Annotated in this window: 21 protein-coding genes; 11 read left to right on the top strand and 10 right to left on the bottom strand. The window is 40.8% G+C overall.

The window, feature by feature from the left end; translation table 11 throughout:
* Window positions 1–149: 149 nt before the first annotated feature.
* Complete coding sequence (zapB, locus tag G6Q48_RS13840; protein WP_004265299.1) at window positions 150–389, bottom strand: cell division protein ZapB; 240 nt, start codon at window positions 387–389, stop codon at window positions 150–152.
* Between the two features lie 305 nt (window positions 390–694).
* Between zapB and G6Q48_RS13845 the strand changes: the two genes are divergently transcribed.
* The 3 genes from G6Q48_RS13845 to G6Q48_RS13855 all read left to right on the top strand — a co-directional run bounded on the left by G6Q48_RS13845 (window position 695) and on the right by G6Q48_RS13855 (window position 7092).
* Window positions 695–1555: an MIP/aquaporin family protein gene (locus G6Q48_RS13845; protein WP_166267034.1), complete on the top strand. Its 861-nt coding sequence runs from the start codon at window positions 695–697 to the stop codon at window positions 1553–1555.
* A 3-nt stretch (window positions 1556–1558) separates the two neighbouring features.
* Entirely contained in the window at window positions 1559–3085 is a 1527-nt protein-coding gene (gene glpK / locus G6Q48_RS13850; protein WP_166267036.1) for a glycerol kinase GlpK, read from the top strand.
* Between the two features lie 233 nt (window positions 3086–3318).
* Window positions 3319–7092: a hypothetical protein gene (locus tag G6Q48_RS13855; RefSeq protein WP_166267038.1), complete on the top strand. Its 3774-nt coding sequence runs from the start codon at window positions 3319–3321 to the stop codon at window positions 7090–7092.
* 43 nt (window positions 7093–7135) lie between these two features.
* Here the strand turns inward: G6Q48_RS13855 and emrD are convergent, their stop codons facing one another.
* Complete coding sequence (emrD, locus tag G6Q48_RS13860) at window positions 7136–8320, bottom strand: multidrug efflux MFS transporter EmrD (RefSeq protein ID WP_166267040.1); 1185 nt, start codon at window positions 8318–8320, stop codon at window positions 7136–7138.
* A gap of 456 nt (window positions 8321–8776) precedes the next feature.
* Here emrD and fpr point away from each other — a divergent pair, with 456 nt between their 5' ends.
* Complete coding sequence (fpr, locus tag G6Q48_RS13865; RefSeq protein ID WP_166267042.1) at window positions 8777–9523, top strand: ferredoxin--NADP(+) reductase; 747 nt, start codon at window positions 8777–8779, stop codon at window positions 9521–9523.
* Window positions 9524–9581: 58 nt separating this feature from the next.
* Here fpr and G6Q48_RS13870 read toward each other — a convergent pair whose 3' ends face one another.
* Window positions 9582–10001 (bottom strand): DUF805 domain-containing protein, encoded by a 420-nt coding sequence (locus G6Q48_RS13870; protein WP_166267044.1) that lies wholly within the window; start codon window positions 9999–10001, stop codon window positions 9582–9584.
* Window positions 10002–10036: 35 nt separating this feature from the next.
* Between G6Q48_RS13870 and G6Q48_RS13875 the strand changes: the two genes are divergently transcribed.
* The 3 genes from G6Q48_RS13875 to G6Q48_RS13885 all read left to right on the top strand — a co-directional run bounded on the left by G6Q48_RS13875 (window position 10037) and on the right by G6Q48_RS13885 (window position 13000).
* Window positions 10037–10666 carry a DUF1454 family protein gene (locus G6Q48_RS13875; protein WP_181489947.1) on the top strand — a complete coding sequence of 210 codons (630 nt, stop codon included), beginning with the start codon at window positions 10037–10039 and terminating at the stop codon, window positions 10664–10666.
* Between the two features lie 178 nt (window positions 10667–10844).
* Entirely contained in the window at window positions 10845–11615 is a 771-nt protein-coding gene (gene tpiA / locus G6Q48_RS13880) for a triose-phosphate isomerase (RefSeq protein WP_166267046.1), read from the top strand.
* A gap of 440 nt (window positions 11616–12055) precedes the next feature.
* Window positions 12056–13000 (top strand): OmpG family monomeric porin, encoded by a 945-nt coding sequence (locus G6Q48_RS13885; protein WP_166267048.1) that lies wholly within the window; start codon window positions 12056–12058, stop codon window positions 12998–13000.
* Window positions 13001–13174: 174 nt separating this feature from the next.
* Here G6Q48_RS13885 and G6Q48_RS13890 read toward each other — a convergent pair whose 3' ends face one another.
* The 6 genes from G6Q48_RS13890 to G6Q48_RS13915 all read right to left on the bottom strand — a co-directional run bounded on the left by G6Q48_RS13890 (window position 13175) and on the right by G6Q48_RS13915 (window position 19435).
* On the bottom strand, window positions 13175–14188 hold the full coding sequence (locus G6Q48_RS13890; RefSeq protein WP_166267050.1) for a sulfate ABC transporter substrate-binding protein: 1014 nt from the start codon (window positions 14186–14188) through the stop codon (window positions 13175–13177).
* A 487-nt stretch (window positions 14189–14675) separates the two neighbouring features.
* Window positions 14676–15653 carry a 6-phosphofructokinase gene (pfkA, locus tag G6Q48_RS13895; protein WP_047756829.1) on the bottom strand — a complete coding sequence of 326 codons (978 nt, stop codon included), beginning with the start codon at window positions 15651–15653 and terminating at the stop codon, window positions 14676–14678.
* A 405-nt stretch (window positions 15654–16058) separates the two neighbouring features.
* Complete coding sequence (locus G6Q48_RS13900) at window positions 16059–17003, bottom strand: phosphatidate cytidylyltransferase (RefSeq protein ID WP_166267052.1); 945 nt, start codon at window positions 17001–17003, stop codon at window positions 16059–16061.
* Window positions 17000–17641 carry a lysophospholipid acyltransferase family protein gene (locus G6Q48_RS13905; protein ID WP_166267054.1) on the bottom strand — a complete coding sequence of 214 codons (642 nt, stop codon included), beginning with the start codon at window positions 17639–17641 and terminating at the stop codon, window positions 17000–17002. The genes G6Q48_RS13900 and G6Q48_RS13905 overlap by 4 nt, the downstream gene beginning before the upstream one ends.
* 237 nt (window positions 17642–17878) lie before the next feature.
* Complete coding sequence (locus G6Q48_RS13910) at window positions 17879–18631, bottom strand: M48 family metallopeptidase (protein WP_166267056.1); 753 nt, start codon at window positions 18629–18631, stop codon at window positions 17879–17881.
* 222 nt (window positions 18632–18853) lie between these two features.
* Window positions 18854–19435: a HutD/Ves family protein gene (locus G6Q48_RS13915; RefSeq protein ID WP_166267058.1), complete on the bottom strand. Its 582-nt coding sequence runs from the start codon at window positions 19433–19435 to the stop codon at window positions 18854–18856.
* Window positions 19436–19596: 161 nt separating this feature from the next.
* On the opposite strand from G6Q48_RS13915, the gene G6Q48_RS13920 reads away from it, so the two are divergent.
* Complete coding sequence (locus tag G6Q48_RS13920) at window positions 19597–19881, top strand: type II toxin-antitoxin system RelB/DinJ family antitoxin (RefSeq protein WP_166267060.1); 285 nt, start codon at window positions 19597–19599, stop codon at window positions 19879–19881.
* Window positions 19862–20143, top strand: a complete 282-nt coding sequence (locus G6Q48_RS13925) for a type II toxin-antitoxin system YafQ family toxin (protein ID WP_166267062.1) — start codon at window positions 19862–19864, stop codon at window positions 20141–20143. Before G6Q48_RS13920 ends, G6Q48_RS13925 begins: the two co-directional genes overlap by 20 nt.
* Window positions 20144–20437: 294 nt before the next feature.
* Here G6Q48_RS13925 and G6Q48_RS13930 read toward each other — a convergent pair whose 3' ends face one another.
* A complete protein-coding gene (locus tag G6Q48_RS13930) occupies window positions 20438–21010 on the bottom strand; it encodes a Spy/CpxP family protein refolding chaperone (RefSeq protein WP_166267064.1) in 573 nt (190 codons plus the stop codon).
* Between the two features lie 150 nt (window positions 21011–21160).
* Here G6Q48_RS13930 and cpxR point away from each other — a divergent pair, with 150 nt between their 5' ends.
* Together cpxR and cpxA are read left to right on the top strand one after the other, a co-directional pair.
* Window positions 21161–21859: an envelope stress response regulator transcription factor CpxR gene (cpxR, locus tag G6Q48_RS13935; protein WP_004265224.1), complete on the top strand. Its 699-nt coding sequence runs from the start codon at window positions 21161–21163 to the stop codon at window positions 21857–21859.
* Window positions 21856–23226 carry an envelope stress sensor histidine kinase CpxA gene (cpxA, locus tag G6Q48_RS13940; protein WP_004906999.1) on the top strand — a complete coding sequence of 457 codons (1371 nt, stop codon included), beginning with the start codon at window positions 21856–21858 and terminating at the stop codon, window positions 23224–23226. Before cpxR ends, cpxA begins: the two co-directional genes overlap by 4 nt.
* Window positions 23227–23509: the final 283 nt, after the last annotated feature.

Consider the following 23509-nt stretch of genomic DNA (forward strand, 5'->3'; position numbering starts at 1 on the left):
TACAATGTGAGGCATAACAAACATTTCTCTAAATAATTCGTGTTGTAGGTAGGCGGCAAAGTCGATAAGACCCTAGGAGCATACATAAGTATGTGACTAGGGCGAAGAGACGAAGCCAACACCCCTACAACGCGAAGTATGACGAGAAATTACACTTCTTCCATCTTACCGAGCAAAGTGCGCAGACGCTCTTGCCAAGCTTGCTGCTCTTGCTTTAACTGTTCATTTTCACGCACCAGTGAATCTGTGCCTGATTTTGCTGTTTCCAGTTCTTGGCTTAACGCACCATTTTTATCTTTTAATTCATCGATTTCCATTTGTAACAGTGTGATTGTATCAATCGCTTGTTGAACTTTGGATTCGAGTTTCTCAAATACTTCAAATGACATAATTCTGGTCTCCCTTATCAGCTTTTACACGATTGTAAGTAGCATGATCCTCTGTGTCCAGTTCCTTCCTTCTGAATCGTCATAACTTTCATTAAGAAACACTGGTCAGATCACATCACAAAGGTCGAATCCATCACTATTTTTGATTGTTTTGTTTCGCTTTAGTGATGTAACACACACTTTTCAATTTCGATATTTCTCGTTTATGTTCTTTAACGATAAATTTACAGTTAATGATTTTCGATTAGAAAATCTTAACTTAAAAAAACATTACAATATTTTTCATTTTCGTAGGATAGAAACATATGAGCCAAATGACGACTACATCACTCACGGGTCAGTGCATCTCAGAGTTTTTAGGGACTGCGTTACTGGTCTTTTTTGGTCTAGGTTGCGTTGCTGCCGTTAGGATAGCGGGCGCACAACTAGGCTTGTGGGAAATAAGTATTATATGGGGCTTTGGCGTTGCTTTAGCCGTTTACCTAACCGCTGGCACCTCAGGTGCCCACCTAAACCCAGCCGTCACCCTGGCACTATGGCTGTTTGCGTGTTTTGATAGACGCAAAGTCGTGCCTTATATCATCGCACAGATGCTAGGTGGCTTCTTTGCTGCCGCATTAGTCTACTCAATGTATTCCCCTGTATTTTTCGATTACGACCAAGTCCATCACATCATTAGAGGCTCACAAGAAAGCTTATTTACTGCGGGTGTTTTCTCTACCTACCCAGCCCCACAAATTAGTGTTCCTCATGCATTCTTTATTGAGGTCATTATTGCGGCCATTCTTGTTTGTTTAATACTCGCGTTAACTGATGATGGCAACGGTGTTCCTCGTGGCCCACTCGCGCCATTGTTAATCGGTATTTTAATTGCCGTCATCGGTGGGTCATTTGGCGCGCTCACAGGGTTCGCACTTAACCCTGCTCGTGACTTTGGTCCAAAGGTTGTGGCTTACCTCGCAGGTTGGGGTGATATTGCCCTGACTGGTGGCCGCGATATTCCGTATTTCCTTGTCCCATTGACAGCACCTATTGTTGGTGGTCTGCTAGGCGCATTCGCCTATCGCAAACTGATTGGTCGCCACTTACCTTGCATGGTATGTGAAGAAGAGACCAAAACAGAAACATTATCCGTTAAAAACACCAAATCCTCGGAACAGGCTTAAATTATGACAACTGAAACCACTATTGCGAAAAAGTATATTGTTGCACTCGACCAAGGCACAACCAGCTCACGCGCAGTTGTACTCGACCATGATGCAAATATTGTCAGCATTTCACAACGTGAATTCACCCAAGTTTATCCTAAACCAGGTTGGGTGGAACATGACCCAATGGAAATTTGGGCATCACAAAGCTCAACACTTGTAGAAGTACTCGCTAAAGCGGATATTCGTACTGATGAAGTCGCTGGCATTGGGATCACTAACCAACGTGAAACCACCATCGTATGGGAAAAAGCCACAGGTAAGCCTGTTTATAATGCGATTGTATGGCAATGTCGCCGTACTGCTGATTTTTGTACGCATCTAAAACAAAATGACCGCGATTTAGAAGAGTATATTCGCCAAAATACGGGGCTGGTTGTTGACCCCTATTTCTCCGGTACAAAAGTAAAATGGATTTTAGATAATGTTGAAGGCGCACGTGAACGCGCAGAGAAAGGCGAATTACTGTTTGGGACAGTGGATACTTGGCTCGTTTGGAAAATGACACAAGGCCGTGTTCATGTCACCGACTACACCAATGCCTCTCGAACTATGTTATTCAATATCCGTAACCTTGAGTGGGATGACAAAATTCTCAAAGCGCTCAATATTCCACGTGCAATGCTCCCTGAAGTACGCCCCTCTTCCGAAGTCTACGGGCAAACCAATATTGGGGGGAAAGGTGGGACTCGTATCCCAATTTCAGGGATGGCGGGAGACCAACAAGCCGCTCTATACGGCCAACTGTGTGTAAAACCGGGTATGGCTAAAAACACTTATGGAACCGGCTGTTTTTTACTGCTAAATACAGGGGAAACCGCAGTACGTTCAAATCATGGCCTACTGACAACTATCGCGTGCGGTCCAAAAGGCGAAGTCAATTATGCCCTTGAAGGTGCCGTTTTCGTAGGCGGTGCATCTATTCAATGGCTACGCGATGAATTGAAATTGATTGATGAATCGACTGACTCTGAGTACTTTGCCACTAAAGTGAAGGACAGTAATGGCGTGTATGTTGTTCCCGCCTTTACAGGCTTAGGCGCACCATATTGGGACCCGTATGCGCGTGGCGCTATTTTTGGCCTAACGCGTGGCGCAAATCGCAACCACATCATTCGCGCAACCTTAGAGTCCATCGCTTATCAAACCCGTGATGTACTCGATGCAATGCAAGCAGACTCTGGTGAACGCTTAAAAGCACTGCGGGTTGATGGGGGCGCTGTCGCCAATAACTTTTTAATGCAATTCCAGTCAGATATTTTAGGTACTCCTGTTGAGCGTCCTGAAGTGAGGGAAAGCACCGCGTTGGGCGCCGCTTACCTTGCAGGTTTAGCGGTTGGCTTCTGGAATAACCTTGATGAGTTACAGAGCAAAGCGACCATTGAGCGTGTATTCAAACCGGGTATCGAAACAACAGAACGTAATTTCAAATACGAAGGGTGGAAAAAAGCCGTAGCACGCGCCCAAGAGTGGGAAGACCGCGGCTAGTCTATTTTTAACCGCCTTTATTTTTAATCCCCCAAGGCCATATAATTTATATGGCCTTTCCTCTTTCCCCTGTCCACTTCCCCTATAAATATCACTTTTTCCTAATAACTAATTAGTTAATCAATGAAAGTGCAGTTATTAAAACAATAATAAATTAGACCGTTTTTTTGAGTTTATCTAGAATAACATTCCAATAAAATTCAAAATTAACCCTCAAAAAATGGATTATGGTAATGGATAACCTTAAAATATTTGCTGATGAGATACAGCAAGGTAACTTACAACTAGGATGGTATAAAAAAGGGAGAGTGGTAGTTATTCAGCAAGATACCACCTTGATAAATGCATTAAAGGATAACCCTGAACAATCAGCTGACGGCGAAAAAGCATTTAAGTTATTCAGTTGGTTAAGTGATAAGCCCCGTTTAGCGGGTGAAAATAAAAAAACCTATGTATTGAGTGCGCTCGGCACTAAATATTTCTCCGGCTTTAGTTTCCATACGAAGCAAAATCTGTTTGTTGAAAGTTTTAATTCACCCCACGAATGGATTGATGGAGAAACCAGAGCACAAGCTCAGCTCGCTGATTTATTACTACCAAGCGGGCAATGGCATCGCCATTATAGCATCGTCGTCTTACCCGAAAATGCCAATGACAAGCAAATCGATCTCGTTCGCCACTGGTTGGAACTCACAGATGGGAGTTTATTGATAGTCAAAGATAAACACAAAAAACCCTCAGCTTCTACTCAACAACTCATTGATGAACTTCGCCCAGTAGAACACATTGCATTAACCAATAACACCTTAGAAAATCACAATTTCCAGCAAGCCATCACCCTACCACCCCACACAATAAACTCATTGAAGCTAACCGATGAGTTACGGGAAAACAGCCAGTTTTTTTCAATAACTATAAAAAATACAAATAATAACAGTGTATTATCTTTACATGACATCCCAATTACAGAAACGTCGTCTTGGCAACAGATTGCCCATTCCATCGAAACTGATGTTAATAAAATGATGGCAGTAAATCAGCTTCCTGCAGTTAAAATCAGCTATGAAAAGAATACCTTAAAACTTGTCGGTGAAAATATCATTTTTCGCCAATTCCAATTGAAACAAACAAAACAGGCAATTTCTCGATATAATACGCAAGAAAGTGTTCCTCAAATTCTACCTATTTTAGTCGCAGAAAACCCAGATGAGCTTCCTAATCATTTAGTTGTGGGTGCCATAACAGGAAAACTGCCAAATAATCCTCACATTAAGGGTTACAAAATCCTTGAACAGCCTAAATTTGGCCGACTAACACTAAATAGCACCACCAATGAGTGGCAATATATTGCCAATAACGCAAAATTTGAAACCCACTCAGATCAATTTGATTTTATCGCCATGCTACCTAATGGCCAGCAATCACAGCCACTTTCCATTCAGTTACAAACTGAAAATGCACCACAACTCCGCATTCCAGGGAAGCGTACGTTTTCTGTTCCAGACCCGATTTACCATGAACCTCAACGACGTTACAACCCCACACCAAGCGATATGAAAGTCCATAATATTCAACTTGCGCAGACTCACTTGCAGAATATGACGGATAAACATATGAGCTTAACGGCTAATCGCTGGGCACTATTGAATGTGGAGATCACCAGCGAAACGGCGGCAAACTCCCCCGATATTGAAGCTATTGTCAGTAGCAAAGAAAGAAAAATATTAGGTCGAGTGAGACTCACTGGCCCAAACCATCTGCCAAAAACATTAACCGCGTTACCCCAACAAATGAATGTCTCAGCGCAAAATTGGCATCAGCAACGTTTTACAGTACCGCTAAAAGGTGAGTGGATACAACCGGATATCAACATCGTAATCACGGTTAATGGCAAACCTATTATCACCGAAGAAACCAACCAATATGGCCTATTTTCACCCAATGTCACCCTTGATAACCACTTAATTGTTCATGTTGATAGCCACAGTTTATATCAACAAGGTCATGGTGTTTATTCATCCTCTCCGCTCAGTTGGGGAAAAGAAGCGGCGACAATATTACCGATTGGGCAGCTCACATTGTATAGCGCTCCTGCTACAGTGAGTCACCCAAGCTTAACGCCATATTTTAGCTCTTCCAATAGTAAAGCTATCCCTCTTATTCATCCTCATTATGATAACCCTGAAGAAATTGGCTACCACCCCAGCGCACAAATTTATTGGGCTTACAATAATAGTAAGAAATACCAAACTGCTAACAATGCTAATTGTGACTATCAATATACCGCAGTTGAAATCTTGCCTTCGAGTGTTGGCACGGCGCTATTAGGACTAGCATCACCTAACCACGGTGGTGGAGTTCACGAACCCAACGTGATGTTTCATGAAGTTTTTGGTCACGGCCTTGACTTGCCTCATACCGATATGAAAGATCGCAATAATCAGCCAACATACCCTTACAGTTATTATAGTCACGGTAAAAACCCAGCCTATAACCAATCTAGGCAATATTATGTCACTTATCACGATCTCCACAGTCACTTACAACAAGCCATGCCAACCATGCTTTCCAGCTTTGTTCCTTTTCGAAGTGGTGCTTATGATGCCTTCTTGCCTCACGCAGATGCCTATAACCAAAAAATTCACCAATTTTTAAGTGGAAGAGTACGCTGGCAATATAATAAAACGAAAGGGGAAGATACCGAAGATGGCGGGTTTGCAGGTGACGGTTTTTATCAGCGCTGGGATCAAACCAATAAACAATGGGTCACACTAACCCAACAAAATTACGCTGAATATTATAAACTAACGCAAATTGAGCAATTTCCTCATCAGCGCGATGTACCAATTTATTGGATACAGCACCAATTTGCCAAAATGACGGATAATACCCTTCATCCTTATAGCACTATCACTGTTGATCGAACCATAGGAAACCTCCCCGCTGACTACCATAATCTAAAAACGGGGGGTGGCCGCCCATATGATATTTATGGTGACTATGCATTAACTGTCACTTATGCGACTCCAAATGGGTTATTAACCGAGGTATTACAAATTCCACACGCAGTGAGCTTCAATATTGCAGATAAAGGCGAATTGGTTCAGTTTACTGTACATGAATTAAACTACAAAAAAGAGATGGGTTCGTTGCTCTCTCACTATAGCAACCCAAATTCATTAGCGAATCGTCTATTTGCAGAGCATGATGGCCAAACAGTACCTAACCAATTGTTACTCGATAATTATTGGCAAGGAACCCCTATTTACTGGGCTGCAACAGAAGAAGGCTTAATTGATTTTTCGACAGGTAAAGTCAACACCGACAAAGTCACCTCAAACAGTGCGCTCTACGCTAAATGGGTTGAAAATGGCCGCCTACATCAACAATATTTTTCATTATCTGACCCATTTGGCCAAAAACGGCAAGTTGATACTTCTGTGAAGTTTATTGCGCTCAATCACCTTGATACTCACACAATGGATTACTCCACGAGACCTGATGTGCTCTACTGCACAGCGGAGCAACCTTTAGTTGCAGATGTAAATTTCGAACAAACGGTTGATATTACTCACTTAAACTTGCCTGATGGCCAGTACGCTTTTTGGGTCACACTATGGACAAGTGATGCTCAGAAACAAGTTCAAGAAAATGTGCCAGCAGAAGAGTGGTATTTTTCAGTACAACAAAATCAATTAACAATAAAAGGCACAATAGACAGTACCCCTGAACTAAAACTGGATGGAATACTCATTCATATCGACCAACACTTGCAGGACAATGCGATACCAAAATTGGTTTGGCTCCAACAAGACTATAAAAACCCAGTGGGACAATTAGCAGAGAATACAGAATTTCTAGATCACAACCGACCGGTAATATTTAATTCAGGAGCCATTTTGCCAGAGTTAATATCATCAATACCTGAAGAGGAACCTAGCTCTTTTTATTCATCAACACAATCAATTCCGCAACATAAGCAAGCTGATATACTACTCAGCGCGTAATCTAAAGGTCAGTCTGTCTTTTCACAGCCTGACCTTCTTCCCATTAGACAGTCCGTTCTGAATGCGCCATTCGTTTAGCGAGTGGTAGCCAGCACAGTAAAATGAGTACTGACATTAAAAACATCAACAACCCGAGGCTAAACTGTCCGTTCTGCGGCAACAACGCAGAAACCCAAGTTGCAACACCTGAACCGACATTTTGTAAGCCACCAACGAGTGCGCCCGCAGCCCCTGCCAAATAAGGGAAAGGCTCCATTGCCCCTGTCGTTGCTAACGGAAATAACATACCTGCACCAAAGAAAAACACCGCTGCGGGTACTAATAATGTCCAGGTATTCATAACGCCAAACCAACCAGGTACCCACATCATAAAACCAGCCAATAAACAAACAAGCACTGAATGCCACATCAAATTATAAAACGTTTTTCCCTCTCGCCCTGCATACCAAGCACCAAAGAAAGCGGCAGGAATAGGCAAGATAAATAAGATACTTACGGTGATGCTATTTAGCCCCAATACACCGCCCATCAATACACCGCTACTGGCCTCAAACACTGCTATTCCAGCTAATGCACCCACTAACATAGCAAGATAAGAGAGAAATGAGCCACTCGATAATAACTCTCTATATGATGCGATCATTTTATGCTTTTCAGGTGAAACAGGGCGTGTTTCTGGTAACCAACGATACATACTTAATAATACAGAAGCACCTAAGACAAAGAGGAAAATATAACAAGCATGCCACCCCCAGAAATGCGCCAATATTCCGCCAAACATTGGAGCTAATAATGGGCTCACTAATATTCCCATATTTAATAAACTATTTGCATAACGCAACGCAGTGCCTTTATATAGGTCACGAGGCATGGTTCTTGCCATCACACCCGCAACACCCGTTCCTAGGCCCTGCAACCCACTCGCTATAGTGAGTACATTTAATGTTGGCGCAAAAATTGCCACAATCGTTGAAAATAAGAAAATAGTTAAACCCGTTAAAATAACAGGTCGGCGACCAATTCGGTCAGAGAGCGGCCCATAAACTAACTGCGAAAAACCATAAGAAAATAAATAAGCCGCCATCACTTGTTGAACAGCACCAGATGGCTCATTAAAATAAGCGGCAATTTCAGCAATGACAGGAACATAAATAGTTTGTGTCATTTGGCCGACCGCTGCCAATGCAATTAGCATCAATAGCAAATTAAAATGTTCCAGTTTTCTCATTTTTCTCTCAAATACATCCAATAATGCAAAAACACTCTATTTCGGACACAAAATAACGCTGCATTATTTCATTGTAATAACGCAAAATTATTTAGGTGCTTAATTATCAATATAAAAATACTGCTCTACGCTTTCATGTCATTTTAAATAAATAGCAAATAATGCGTTTTGCTTGAGTGTGACTAAGATAACAAAAGCTGCCATCTTTTCGTAGTAGTACGACATTTTATATTTTCCGCTAATGGCAGTAATATTCGCCAGCATTGTCAACATAACTGTACATTGAACTTTAAAACTTACCAATTCCAAGAATAAAACACTGAAACACATTATCGATAAGCATAAATAATGAACTGTTTTAGTATTAAATCCTAGTAAACCAGACTTTGGCTCATTTATATCAAAAATGAGTTATTTCTAAGATAGTCGATTTTAAAATATGAAGAGGTGGGATTTATGGCAAATTGGGTAACAGGAACAGTGATTGAAGCCAGATTTTGGACCGATTCATTATTCAGCCTTGTCATCAAGGCCCCGATTAAACCCTTTACCGCAGGGCAATATGCAAAACTTGGACTAGAGATCGAAGGGGTTCGTGTTCAGCGAGCTTACTCTTATGTCAACGCACCCAGTGATGACCGACTTGAATTTTATTTTGTCATCGTTCCCGAAGGAAAACTTAGCCCCAAACTAGCGCAATTAAAACCGGATGATACGTTGCAGATCACGGATGAAGCCACGGGTTTCTTCGTGCTAGACGAAATACCTGAATGTAAAAATTTGTGGATGTTATCAACAGGTACCGCAATTGGGCCTTTTTTGTCCATCTTACAGGAGGGTAAAGACCTTGAGCGTTTCGAGAAAATTGTTTTACTTCACGCTGTCCGTTATGAGAAAGATTTAAGTTATTTACCCTTAATGAAAAAGTTGGAACAACAATACCAAGGAAAATTAAAGATTGTCACCGTAGTGAGCCGGGAACAATGTGCGGGTTCATTATATGGTCGGGTTCCAGCTTTAATTGAGGATCATGAACTCGAAAACACTGTTGGCTTAACACTTTCGCCTGACACTTGTCACGTCATGTTGTGTGGCAACCCTGAAATGGTCAGAGATACTCGTGATACGCTGAAAAATAGCCATGGGATGGTTAAACACTTGCGCCGCAAGCCTGGCCATATATCTAGTGAACAATATTGGTAATGTCATACACTACCCTGATGCATCTTCAGGGTAGCATTTATGCTATATGGTATTCGCGCTATAGATAATCTACTGTTTCTGTTTCTTCACCATAGTGATTAACACCATCCATTCCCACAAAAGCCCCACAATCGAGTACCATTATCATAGTAATTAATAATGGTAAGAAACGCCCTATCCCCCATTGCCACACAGGTTCAAATTGGCTGACATCGATTGAAAAAAGTGCAAATGCCAATAAAATTAACGCAAACCATCCCCCCGATTTCCCACGGTCGTGTAAACGCTTCACAAAGATAGCCGCCAAAGGATAAAGTAGTAAAATAAATAACGAGATAGCAAGCGTTTCAGAAAATAGCAGTGCATTTTGTAACAGGGCAACGGCGGTCATTAAAATAAAAATGACTGCAATACCTACCCAAAATGGCCGGCGACCGATACGGCCTTTGAAGGAAAAAGCCCATTGTTGTAATGTCATTACCTATAATCCTGATACAATGTGGAAAACTAAAAATGAGTGGCTCAAAAATGACCCAAACTTTATTTCGCTCGGTATACGCCATCATAACCATTTTTGTGCTTAGTGCGCCACAACTGGCTTTCGCTCAGAAAGTCCCCACTTTGCCAGATACCGATTTCAAAGTCGCCTATTTAGCCCCTGACGCCCCCTCTTTTGAGTTGACTATTCCTGAGCTGCGCAATCAATTCAATCATGAATATAAAGATTTATATCTCCATGAATATAAAGTCATTACGAGTCAGGATATCTCCGCTCCTTACATTCGCGCGGCCTCTCGTATTAACCAACAGATATACTCCTCAGCAGTGTTAGAGCGTGGTAGTGAAAAAATTAAAAGTTTACAGATCACATTACTACCGTCTGATAACCCACAAGAAAACCAAAAAAACCGGCAATTAATGGAAAGTTATACCATGGCAATGGTCCGTATATTTTCCCCTGAAGTTTCACTGGATAAAGCCCCTGAGCTTACGGAAGCCTTAAATAAATTTATTGCCAATAATAGTACAACTCACGCGGAAGAAGCTCGATTAGGTACGTTAAGGTATATTTTAGTAAAAAGTGACAATAATGTGCTTACTTTTGCTGTTGAACCGATTAAGCTAGAACAACAAACACCCTAAACTGACTGTGATCACGCTCTAAGAACAAGCATGATAAAAAGCAAAGCTATTATTATCCATTGTTCTTATAATGCAGAAGGTGAATGGCGACAACATTGTCACATTGCGCGTGTAACATAAGCGTGTGATGAATAACTTATTGATTAATCATTCAAACTCTCTGGTTGGAGGAAACAACATGCGACATCCATTGGTAATGGGTAACTGGAAACTGAACGGCAGCACACAGATGGTCAATGACCTCATCGCTGGCTTGCGTAATGAACTCAGCAGCGTTGATGGCTGTGGTGTGGCTGTTGCACCACCTGCACTTTATTTGACCCAAGCTAAACATGCGTTAGCAGGTAGCCGTATTGCATTAGGTGCACAAAACGTTGACGTTAACCTATCAGGTGCATTTACAGGTGAAACCTCTGCTGAAATGTTAAAAGATGTTGGCGCCAAATACATCATTATCGGCCACTCAGAACGTCGTACCTATCACAACGAAAGTGATGAATTTGTCGCTAAGAAATTTGCGGTATTAAAAGAGCAAGGCCTGATCCCAGTACTGTGTATTGGTGAAACTGAAGCTGAAAATGAAGCTGGTAAAACTGAAGAAGTATGCGCTCGCCAAATTGATGCCGTATTAAATTCTTTAGGTGCGGAAGCTTTCCAAGGTGCCGTTATCGCCTATGAGCCAATCTGGGCTATCGGTACAGGTAAATCAGCAACACCTGCACAAGCACAAGCAATCCATAAATTTATTCGTACCCATATTGCGAAAAAAGATGCAGCCATTGCTGAACAAGTGATCATTCAATACGGTGGTTCTGTTAATGCCAGCAATGCAGCAGAGCTATTCACTCAACCAGACATCGATGGTGCCTTAGTGGGTGGAGCTTCTCTGAAAGCTGACGCTTTTGCTGTAATTGTTAAAGCTGCAGCTGAAGCAAAAAAAACAAAATAAGGTTATTTTAACACCTTGAGATTAACCGCCAATATTGGCGGTTTTTTTGTTTTTATTAATTTTGTTATTCATAAATAATTTAATATCAATAACCTTACTCCCATAATAATTGCCAAAAAACAATTACCACCAAACAATATAATTGAAATTTAATTTTTAAAAAAATAAATTGAAATTAATTAAATTCGAAATAAATTAATAAACGAATGATTAAAAACTCAGAAATAAATCATTAATAAAAATATTCATCAATTTGAAACAAAATAAAAACACCATAAATAACAGTAAATTGAAATGGGCTTCAATTTCATTTTATCTATACCACTTATCCTCTATTAAATAATAACGGTAGACAACCTATAAAAGTTAATTCACATTTAATCTCGCTAATCGCTCAGCTAGATAATTAACATTAATAACTTTTACCTTGAAGGATAAATATGAAATATATAGTTGGTTTAATCTATAGCATCATAACTATATTCCCTGCAATTTGTTTTTCTGAATCAAACGATGACTCTTGGCGAGTTAATACTAATATTTATTTGGAAATAGAAGAATACCAAGGTCAGCGTGATTCATTCAAAAATAGAGTCTACGATAAAATCAGCACAGTTGGCCAATTAAAGCTATACAACCCTAAATCTGACTGGCGTTTTACCCTAGATCATCGTGAATCCTTAAGGAATCATGGTCGCAATTTCTCAACCTCACGGGATTCTTACATTCGGAACCGCACGCAAATTGATGCTATCAAGCAAATTATCAACACCTCAAAATCAGACTTAGAACTTGGTTTTCGTTACAGAAAAGAGTCAAACGATGTGGAGCCTAACAGCAAAGCACGTTCTTCGAATCGTTTATATGGCTTAACCCCTGCCGGTGAGTACCGTTTCAACGATGATTGGTCTTTTAACTTTTGGCTCTCTTATCTTTATTACAGCAATTATTTCAACGACAGTAGCCATGAAGCAGAAACCGAATATGGCGTGACTTATAAATATTCAGATGCATTAAAAGCAAAACTCACTGTTTATATTGATAACCAATGGGATAAACATTTCAGTACCCGCTTTTTACAATCACAAGTTCGCGCTTACTTACCCATTACCATTAAACCCAACTGGAAAATTACACCGTATGTACGCTATTTCTTACAAGAAAATACCTATGACAAAAATAATTATTTAACTCAGGAAATTAAAAATGGCTTCCGCATTGGCTCCCGCGTGGAATACAAAGCTACACCATCTCTAACTTTATGGAGTGAACTCGCCTATGAGCCTTCAACATGGAAATCGCCTAAAAAGAATGGGATCACGTCAGGGTATGATAACAAGCAAACCCTATATCTCGGTAAAATCGGCGTAAAATATCAGTGGTAATTTTTAGTTTGCAACTAACTTAGTTCACAGAGAAATACCCGAAAATACAATACTCAAAATAGTTCGTGCTGTAGCTAGGCGGCAAGAGAAGCTAATCTCTAGGAGCATACACCAGTATGTGACTAGGGGTAGCGAGCGTCGCCAACAACGCTACAGTACGAAATATGAAGAGTATTAGCGTCGAATGATTTCGTCGAACACCCCCCCATTCGCAAAATGCGTTGCTTGTGCTAATTGCCAACCACCGAAACTGGCATCTACCGTCAGCAACTTAAGCTCAGGGAACTGCTTCTGATATTTTTTAGCCACTTCCACATTTCGTGGACGATAATAGTTTCTCGCTGCAATTTCCTGCCCTTCCGCAGAATAAAGATGCTCTAGGTAAGCTTCTGCAACAGCCCTGCGGTCACGTTTATCGACAGTTTTATCAACAACAGCGACGGTTGGCTCAGCAAGAATCGAAATACTTGGCGTCACTATTTCAAACTGCCCGCTTTCCCCCAACTCATTGATAGCTAACAACGCTTCATTTTCCCAAGCAATTAATACATCACCTATGCCGCGTTCAACAAAACTATTGGTCGCACCACGAGCCCCTGAATCGAGTACTTCCACATTTTGATAAAGTTGTTTAACAAATTGCTTTGCTTTTTCAGGATCTTGCTGGTTTTTATCTAACGCATATCCCCATGCCGCTAAATAATTCCAACGTGCTCCGCCTGAGGTTTTTGGATTCGGTGTCACCACAGAGACGTCTTTGCGGACTAAGTCATCCCAGTCCTTAATATTTTTCGGGTTATCTTTACGGACTAGAAAGACGATAGTCGATGTATAAGGTGCTGAGTTATCGGGGAGTTTTTCTATCCAGTTTTTATCTATACGGCCACTTTGTGCAATAGCATCAACATCATAGGCTAAAGCCAACGTCACAACATCAGCTTCTAACCCATTCACTACTGATATGGCTTGCTTACCTGAACCCCCATGAGATTGCCGAATAGTGACAGTATCCCCCGTTTTCTTTTTCCAATAATCACTAAATTCCTGATTATATTGTTGATAAAACTCACGAGTCGGATCATAAGACACATTCAGTAATTGAATGTTTTTCGCCCATGCCCCTGTCGCTAACAGCAATAACAATGCTGTGGTGAATTGTGATTTTGTTACCTGCCATGAACTTGCCATCTGCCTTTCCTCATTAAATTTATGATAAGGAGAGGCTGACAGATAGCACCAATTACGGGAAATAATTAAAAAGAAAAACTTATGCTTAAGGGGAATATGTGAACAGATAAGGGGGAGATTTAAGTTATGACTAGGCGGCAAACGAGGATAGCTCGGGGAGCATACATAAGTATGTGACTAGGGTTAGTGTGCGTAGCCAACACCCCTACAGCTTGAAATATGACAAATATCCATCTTCTAAAGAGTTCAAGTTGTAGGTAGGCGGCAAGTAAAGCTAATCCCCAGGAGCATACACCAGTATGTGACTAAGGTTAGCGAGCGTCGCCAACAACGCTACAGTGCGAAATATGACAAATATCCATCTTCTAAAGAGTTCAAGTTGTAGGTAGGCGGCAAGCAAAGCTAATCCCTAGGAGCATACATAAGTATGTGACTAGGGTTAGTATGCGTAGCCAACACCCCTACAGCTTGAAATATGACGAAGATTTTAGTAGAGCTTCTTAGCCGTATCAAACCAATCCTTCTTAAAGACACGCTTCATATTCATAACCGCATCAATAATATCATGATGGACTAACTTCTCATTTTGAATACCTACGCAGCGCCCACCGTAACCTTCCAGTAGAAGTTGGATGGAATAAGCCCCCATGCGTGATGCTAAAATGCGGTCATAAGCAACTGGAGATCCGCCACGCTGGATATGGCCTAGAACCGTTGCACGTGTTTCGTGATGGGTTTCTTGCTCAATATATTTGGCTAACTCACCCACGTCACAAACGTGTTCAGTGATAGCAACGATTGCATGGCGTTTGCCTTTCTCAATACCGCGTTTGATTTCAGATAACAATTCTTCGCGATCGAACGCCATTTCTTGCTCAGGCAATACAAGGAATTCGCACCCACCCGCGATCGCCGCAGATAATGTTAAATCACCGCAGTAACGTCCCATCACTTCAACAATAGAGATACGTTTATGAGATGTAGAGGTATCACGCAAGCGGTCAATTGCTTCAACAACGGTTTCAAGCGCAGTAAAATAACCAATGGTGTAATCGGTTCCTGCAACGTCATTATCGATTGTACCTGGTAGACCAATGCACGGGAAGCCTGCTTCGGTCAGTGCTTTCGCACCCAAATAGGAACCGTCACCACCAATAACGACTAGTGCATCAATATGATTTTTCTTCAGATTTTCAAAGGCTATTGCACGTACTTTTTCATCACGGAATTGTGGGAAGCGAGCTGAGCCTAAAAAGGTGCCACCGCGGTTGATCATATCCGATACGCTGTATCTATCTAATTGTTTCATGCGGTTTTCATATAGGCCAAGGTACCCGTCAAAAATACCCATGACTTCTAAACCTTCACCCAATGCCGCACGAACCACACCGCGGATCGCTGCATTCATGCCTGGCGCGTCACCACCACTCGTTAAAACCCCAATTCTTTTAATCTGCTTGACCATGATGACCTCTGATTAATGAACATAAAATTGCAAACCGATAAAACCGTTACGCTGTTAATCTTTTTAACGCTAATTACACTGACTTACCAGTGCTGAATTGATTCACCTAGCAGCATAATACGGCAAAGAGTGAATTATGCATCTGCTTTCCATCAAGCTTTTATGTTTTATTGTGATCCAGTTTACATAATTCTAGCCGATCACCCCAATAGGTAAATCTTTCAATGTAAAAAAAGCTCTAGAGTACAAACTGAAGCGAATTACCCTAGTTGAATCTTAGTTTGAAATAAAAATTAAGTATTGATGATAACACTTAAATTCCTTCGATGCTGTACCTATAAAACAAAAGAAAAGCACCATTTGGTGCTCTTTGGGTGAACGAACAAAAACGAAAATAAAATAGGACTATGTATAGTAATAACGCGTTAAATGGAAAAAAATAGGCGCAGCAAAACACAATGAGTCAATGCGATCCAGCATCCCACCATGCCCTTCAATAATCGCCCCAAAATCTTTAATACCACTATCACGCTTAATTGCTGACATACATAATCCTCCCACAAACCCCATAATGGTAATCGCTAATGACATCAGCCCTGCAACCCACCAGCTAAACGGGGTTACCCAGTAGAGGCAAATACCAATTAATACTGAAGATAATATTCCGCCAATAAAACCTTCAATTGTCTTATTTGGGCTCAACTTAGGCACAATAGGCCGCTTACCCATTAACTTGCCAAAAACATACTGCAACACATCTGAAATTTGCGTCACAATAATCAAGAAAAGTAATAGTTTTACATTTTCGCCTTCATAGCCTTGAATATTCAGCATCAATAACGCAGGAACATGGCTTAAACAGAAAACAGCCACCAACATCCCCCACTGAATCTTTGCAGTGCGTTCAAGAAAATGAAAGGTATCTCCAGCTAAAGCAATACGGGTGGGCAAGAAAAGGAATACAAAAACAGGCACGAAAATTGAAAATAACCCATACCATTCAATACCTACCAAGACATATTGCAATGGAATAAAAACAAAAAAGCACCAAAATAAAGCTTCATGGTCACTTCGTCGTGTTGGCGTTAAGGTAATAAACTCTCTGAGTGCAAAGAACGATATCAGCGCAAATAAGATCACCACACCTATGTTGCCAAGTACCACAGCAAGCACACAAATAATGCACATGACCCACCATGCGCGGATACGAGCATTTAAATTATCAATGGTTGGGTTACTTTTTTCACCTGAATAACGGTATGCAAGGATACCACCAATAACACTGGCAAATACCAGTATCCCAAACACACCTGACAATAGTAATACTAACTCCCTGTCCCCAATACTCATGGCATTAGCTCCTCAAGTGCTTCTTTTGCTCGCTGCAAAAAGGCGATTTTATTTTCATTTTCCATGATAGGTACTAAAGGCTTACCAACGATAGCTGAACAAATCACAGGCACAACAAGCTTTGACCCCTTCGGTAATACACGATTTAAATTTTCCAAATACACTGGAACAACTTCAACATCAGGGTATTTTTTCGCGAGATAATAGAGCCCACTTTTAAATTGGCTTAAAGTTTCCCCATCACCGCGGGTGCCTTCAGGAAAAAAGATCAATGAATGCTTTGACTCTAATACTGATTCTAAGGGAGCTAATATATTATTCTGTGCAGGCTTATCACCTTTTCTGTCGACCAATACCGCCCGAAAAACCTTATTAACTAAGTAACGCCGAAATGGCGTCTTAATCCAATAATCCTTAGCGGCAACAGGGTGAACAAAATGGCGCATTAAAGGTGGTAACCCAGACCAAATAACCAAACCATCAAGATGGCTGGAATGATTGGCATAATAAATACGCGAGTTCATTGACGGTTGGCATCCCACCCAGCGTGTGCGAACACCGGTTAATAAACGGCAGGTTCCCGATAACAGCATGCCCATTCCCTTAGCTAAAAGAGAAATTCTCTGCACTTTTTCCATCTTTTTTCCTTGCTAACGTTTTATCAAACGAAAATTTGCAAAATTACGAAAAGACCTGAATATCGTTTAATTAACAAGATAGAGAGTCAGTTACAGGAGTACAACGGGATAAGTTCTGATTTGTAATATAAGAAAAGTAATATTGAGATAAACAGCAGGAAATAAATGATTGATGTAGCAATATATCATCACATTACTACACCAGAACGACATCCAACTAACATCAATAATTAAATATTATTTTTTGTCAGCAGCAATACGGTCACGGATGTTTTGTGCACGCTCGCTTGATGGTGGGTGAGAATCAAACATACTTGTTTCACTGCTACCCATTTTTGCTAATTTTTCAAAACCAGTCACTAAACCGTCAGTTTTAACACCGCGTTTTTTCAGTAAATCGTAAGAGAAGTTATCTGCTTCACTTTCTTGGTGCTGAGAGAACTGTGAGTTAATCAGTTTTTCACCCAGAGCAGCAACTTGTGATGCGCTCAGTTGTTCTACTACGCCACCAGCTGATGATGCAGCAGTACGTGCAGCAACCGTTGCATAAGCAACTTGCATAGCTTTACGTGTATGACCTAATGCAACGTGGCCCATTTCATGGCCTAAAACACCTTCAACTTCATTGTCATTCATCACATCCATCAGGCCGCTGTATACGCGAACACAACCATTCGCCATCGCCCATGCGTTTACATCGCTAGTCATATAAACTTTATAGTTTACTGGGGTACCATCAACTTCGTTGCCCAATGCTTTTGCGATTTTATCTAAACGTTTTGCATATTTGCTAGACGCTGGTGCAATTTTGTTTTGCGCATCCATTTCTTTACATGATTCATCACTGAATTTCTTAACGTCTGCATCACTCAATGTTGCCGCTTGGAATAATTGCATGCCTGAGTTAGTCAACATCCCTTGGTCTAAATTTTTACAACCCGTTAAAATGACAGCAGAAACAGCAACTGCCACAAGCGCTTTCATCTTCATAGAACATTTTTCCTGTAGTATATAAGTATTATTTTTTAACAACGCTAAAGACTATGAATTTTGCGAAAAATAACAATAGGAATAAAGCCATAATTATATAATATATGAATTTGATAACGTTTTGGCTAAAATTGCAAAATGGGCAGAATATTATTCCAACAATAAGCGCCATATAAGTGTCATACAAATACCAATTAAAATTCAGAGTAAAAACGAACTTAACTATTTAATAAATAACTCAATAATGCAAAAATCATTTTCTATATTTTGCTCAATAGTAAATTGAAGAACTTCTCGATTTTCTTTGACTAGTAAAGTCTCAAATGGTTTTAAATAAAAGGAATCTGAATTAATTTTCATCCCTAGACTGGGAGCAATATTAAAAATTAAGATCTCGCTAGCTCCGCTCACCCAAGAGTTAATAAGCTCAGTATTCACCCATTGTAAGCGCGCTTGATATTTTTCAGGGTTATAGATGACATTAAAATCACGAATTGCACCTTGGATAAGTTCTGCATAAACTTCGCTGTCCCCATTAAAAGCAAAAAATTCTTTTTGCTGTAATGTCACCGCTGGGTTCTTATCCACATGTAAAATAAGCCCTTCTCCTTCCAATACGCCAATAATACGTTGCCGATTTTGGAAAAACGAAAATGCTCCCGCGGTTTTAACATCGGCAATCGACACTCGCCAATCAAAATCATCTAAACCTTCACCATGACTGCGAGCCAGTTCAAGCGTCGACCCTTGGCCATTTTTCCAAGGCATATTGCGATAATCTTGTGTCGTTAATATCTGAGTCATAAAGAGAGCCCTACTTTGGTGGATACATTGTTTTTATAGTAAGAATGAGAGATGAAAATAGCAGACTTTCAACAAAAAAACGTCTATTAAAAAATCAATTTTAAATCGTAGCCCGCATGTGCTACGATTTAATTGTTCATCATAAGAAGAGGATAACAGTAATGGCCAATACTCAACACAAAACAGATATTGTCAGAGCGAGAATTGAACCTAAAGTCAGGGAAAATGCCGAAGCAGTGCTATCTGAATTAGGGATTAGCATGTCTGATGCTATTCGTATTTTCGTCAAGCAAATATCATTGCGACAAGCTTTTCCGATTGAGTTAAAAACACCAAACTCAATTACATTAGAAGCTATTAATGCACCAACTACAGACGAAATATTTGACTCTGCTGATGACTTATTTAGCCAAGTGAGCAAGTCCGATGCTAAAAATTCGCGTTAAATCCCAATTCAAAAAAGACTTAAAAAAGTCGTTATCTGACAAAAAAAGAAATACTCAGCTATTAAAAGAGTTAATCGATAACCATCTGTGCATTACTGGCTCTGTTCCAGCAGAATATTTGCCTCATCCCTTAAAAGGAAACTGGAAACCTTGCTATGAATGCCACATACAACCCGATTTTTTATTAATTTGGGATATAGACTACCAAACCAATGAAATCATATTAGTTCGCTGTGGCTCACATTCTGAATTATTTGGCTAATTCATCACATTTTCCAACCTAAAATAATTAAATTGAAGTGGGTGACCGTCCACTTTCCGTCCACCTCGGCGAACTTTGATGAACTTTCAGAGCCTTTTAATAAGCCATAACCCTATATTTTTAAACAATTTATTTATTTTTGAGATAAAAAAAAGCCCCTAACAGGGGCTATAAAAGACAGGGATGGTGTCTATGGCAAGGAAAAACTTCACTTATTGCTACTTCACTACTTACTATGGAACTCAGGATATGAAACTAACTAACTTGCATTACTACGGGTACTAACAACTAAACTTACTGAAACTGCATCGCTTGAAATTCCGACATTTTGTATTGCTGCATTTCTTGTTGGTGAATATGTTCAAGCTCTGTTTTCTGTTCTGGCGTTAATAACTGGTACAATTCATGGTGAATTCGAGCCATTTCAACACGTTGTTCCAATTCTTTTTGCATTCGTTTTTCAAGCTCTTCACGAACCGCTTTGTCATCAAAGCTATCCGCTATAATTAATTTGTGCAGTGCTTCACGTTCTTTAACTAAAGCAGTGTTATCAACATGATAATGGCGCTGTGTTGCCATTAAATCGCGTAATTGCTGACGCTGTTTTTCATTTAACGTGATACCATTAAACATAAAGGTACTGGCACGTTCTTCACTGCTAGATAACTCATGATGTTGGAAAGGCACAACCGCATGGCCCGTTGGCGCTATTGGCCCAGACTGCATCTGTAACATCAAAGGTGTTGAACTTTCATTTGCAGCACTTTTTGGTTCTTCTGCAAAAGCAACCGCTGGCCCGAACACAAACGCAGAAGCTAAAACTAACATTGCGGTTTTATGTACTTTGCTATGCGTTGTTCTCAGCATTTGACACCTTGTCTCCGAACTGTGCTCGTGATTCAATGTGAACAAATATACACCTGTGGCTGCAAACTAGCGTCAGAGCATGTAAAAGAACGTAAAGTCATGGAATCGTACAGATTGTTATCGTATTTTGGCAGTTGGAGGACTTAAAAAATGCATAAAATCCTATTAGTTGATGACGACCGTGAACTCACGTCGCTATTAAAAGAACTGCTGGAAATGGAAGGTTTCAATGTTGTCATCGCCTATGATGGTGAACAGGCATTACAACAAATTGACTCATCCATTGACCTGTTACTGCTTGATGTCATGATGCCGAAAAAAAATGGTATTGAGACATTAAAAGAACTGCGCCAAATCCATCAGACCCCCGTTATCATGTTAACGGCTCGCGGTAGTGAGTTAGATAAGGTTCTGGGCCTAGAATTAGGTGCAGACGACTATCTACCTAAACCGTTCAATGACCGTGAACTGGTCGCGCGTATTCGCGCTTTATTACGCCGTTCTAACTGGAGCGAGCAAACTCAAGGCGACAATAGCAATACCCCTGTTTTACAAGTTGATAAACTGCAACTTAACCCAGGTCGCCAAGAAGCCAGCTTTGATGATGAAATTTTGGACTTAACAGGCACCGAATTTACGTTGTTATATCTGCTCGCACAGCACCTAGGCCAAGTGGTTTCTCGTGAACACCTTAGCCAAGAAGTACTTGGTAAGCGCTTAACACCGTTTGACCGTGCTATTGATATGCATATTTCAAACTTACGTCGCAAACTTCCAGAACGCACTGATGGCCAGCCGTGGTTTAAAACCTTACGTGGCCGCGGATACTTAATGGTTTCTGCCACATGATCAACAGCTTAACCGCAAGGATCTTTGCGATCTTCTGGTTTACCCTCGCACTAGTATTAATGCTAGTGCTGATGGTGCCCAAGCTCGACTCTCGGCAAATCACCGTCCTTATGGAAAGTGAACAACGCCAAGGGGAGATGCTTGAACAGCATATTGAAGCCGAACTCGCACAAGCTCCGATGAACGACCTACTTTGGTGGCGGCGTATTTCTAACGCCATCAAAAAATGGGCGCCTCCCGGCCAACGCTTGATTATCGTCACCAGTGAAGGCCGTGTGATTGGCGCAATGCCAAGTGAAATGCAGGTGATACGTAACTTTATTGGGCAGTCCGATAACGCGGATCACCCGAAAAAGAAAAAATATGGACGAGCCGAAATTCTCGGGCCATTCTCCATTCGTGATGGGGAAGACCACTACCAGCTGTATTTAGTTCGCCCAGCAAGCAGCCCACAATCTGACTTTATTAACTTATTGTTTGATAGGCCTTTCTTATTACTGATCGCCACAATGCTGATCAGTGCTCCGTTATTATTATGGTTATCTTGGAGCCTTGCCCGCCCCGCTCGTAAGTTAAAAATGGCGGCAGACGATGTAGCGAAAGGAAATTTACGGCCACACCCAGAGCTAGAAGCCGGCCCACAAGAGTTCTTGTCTGCGGGAAATAGCTTTAACCAGATGATCAGTGCCCTTGATGGTATGGTTAGCGCCCAGCAACGCTTAATCTCTGATATTTCTCATGAACTACGGACTCCACTGACACGTTTGCAACTGGCAACAGCCTTATTACGCCGTCGCCATGGTGAAAGTAAAGAGCTAGAACGCATCGAAACCGAGACCCATCGCCTAGATAGCATGATTAACGATTTACTGGTGTTATCCCGTAGCCAGCACAAAAACGAGATCTTGCGTGAAAATATCAAAGCCGATGAACTTTGGGGCGATATCTTAGATGACGCTAGCTTTGAAGCCGAACAGATGAACAAAACCCTCGAGGTCACTTCTCACCCTGGGCCTTGGCCATTATATTGCAACCCTTCCGCTGTCGGTAGTGCATTTGAAAATATTGTGCGTAACGCATTACGTTATTCACATACGCACATTGCTGTTGATTTCAAAGAAGAAAATAACGGCATTTTAATCACTGTCGATGATGATGGCCCGGGTGTTAGCCCTGCTGACCGCGAGCACATTTTCCGCCCGTTCTACCGCACAGATGAAGCTCGAGACCGAGAAACAGGTGGAACTGGTTTAGGCCTTGCAATTGTTGAAACCGCAATAACGCAACATAAAGGTTGGGTTAAAGCGGATGATAGCCCATTGGGTGGTTTAAGGTTACAAATCTGGTTACCTGAGCACGGACGTTAGCCCCCTAAACCTAGGCCTTCTTTTAAAAGAGAAGGCCTTTGATATTTACCCACAAAATAAATCTAGCGCCTAGAATGTTCTTATATTGCACCTAAAACCCATAATCCCTAAACAAAATACTAATATATAACTCCATTTATAGCGTATTTTTCATTCAATATAAAAATAATCAGCAAGATAAAAAAAAATTATTAATATATAACCCCAGACATATACATATTGTTTTATATCTTAATATGTTACTAAATCCTATACCTTGCATATTTATCTGATATTCTGTTTT

Source organism: Providencia sp. M-27 (assembly GCF_011077905.1).
Taxonomy (GTDB): domain Bacteria; phylum Pseudomonadota; class Gammaproteobacteria; order Enterobacterales; family Enterobacteriaceae; genus Providencia; species Providencia huaxiensis.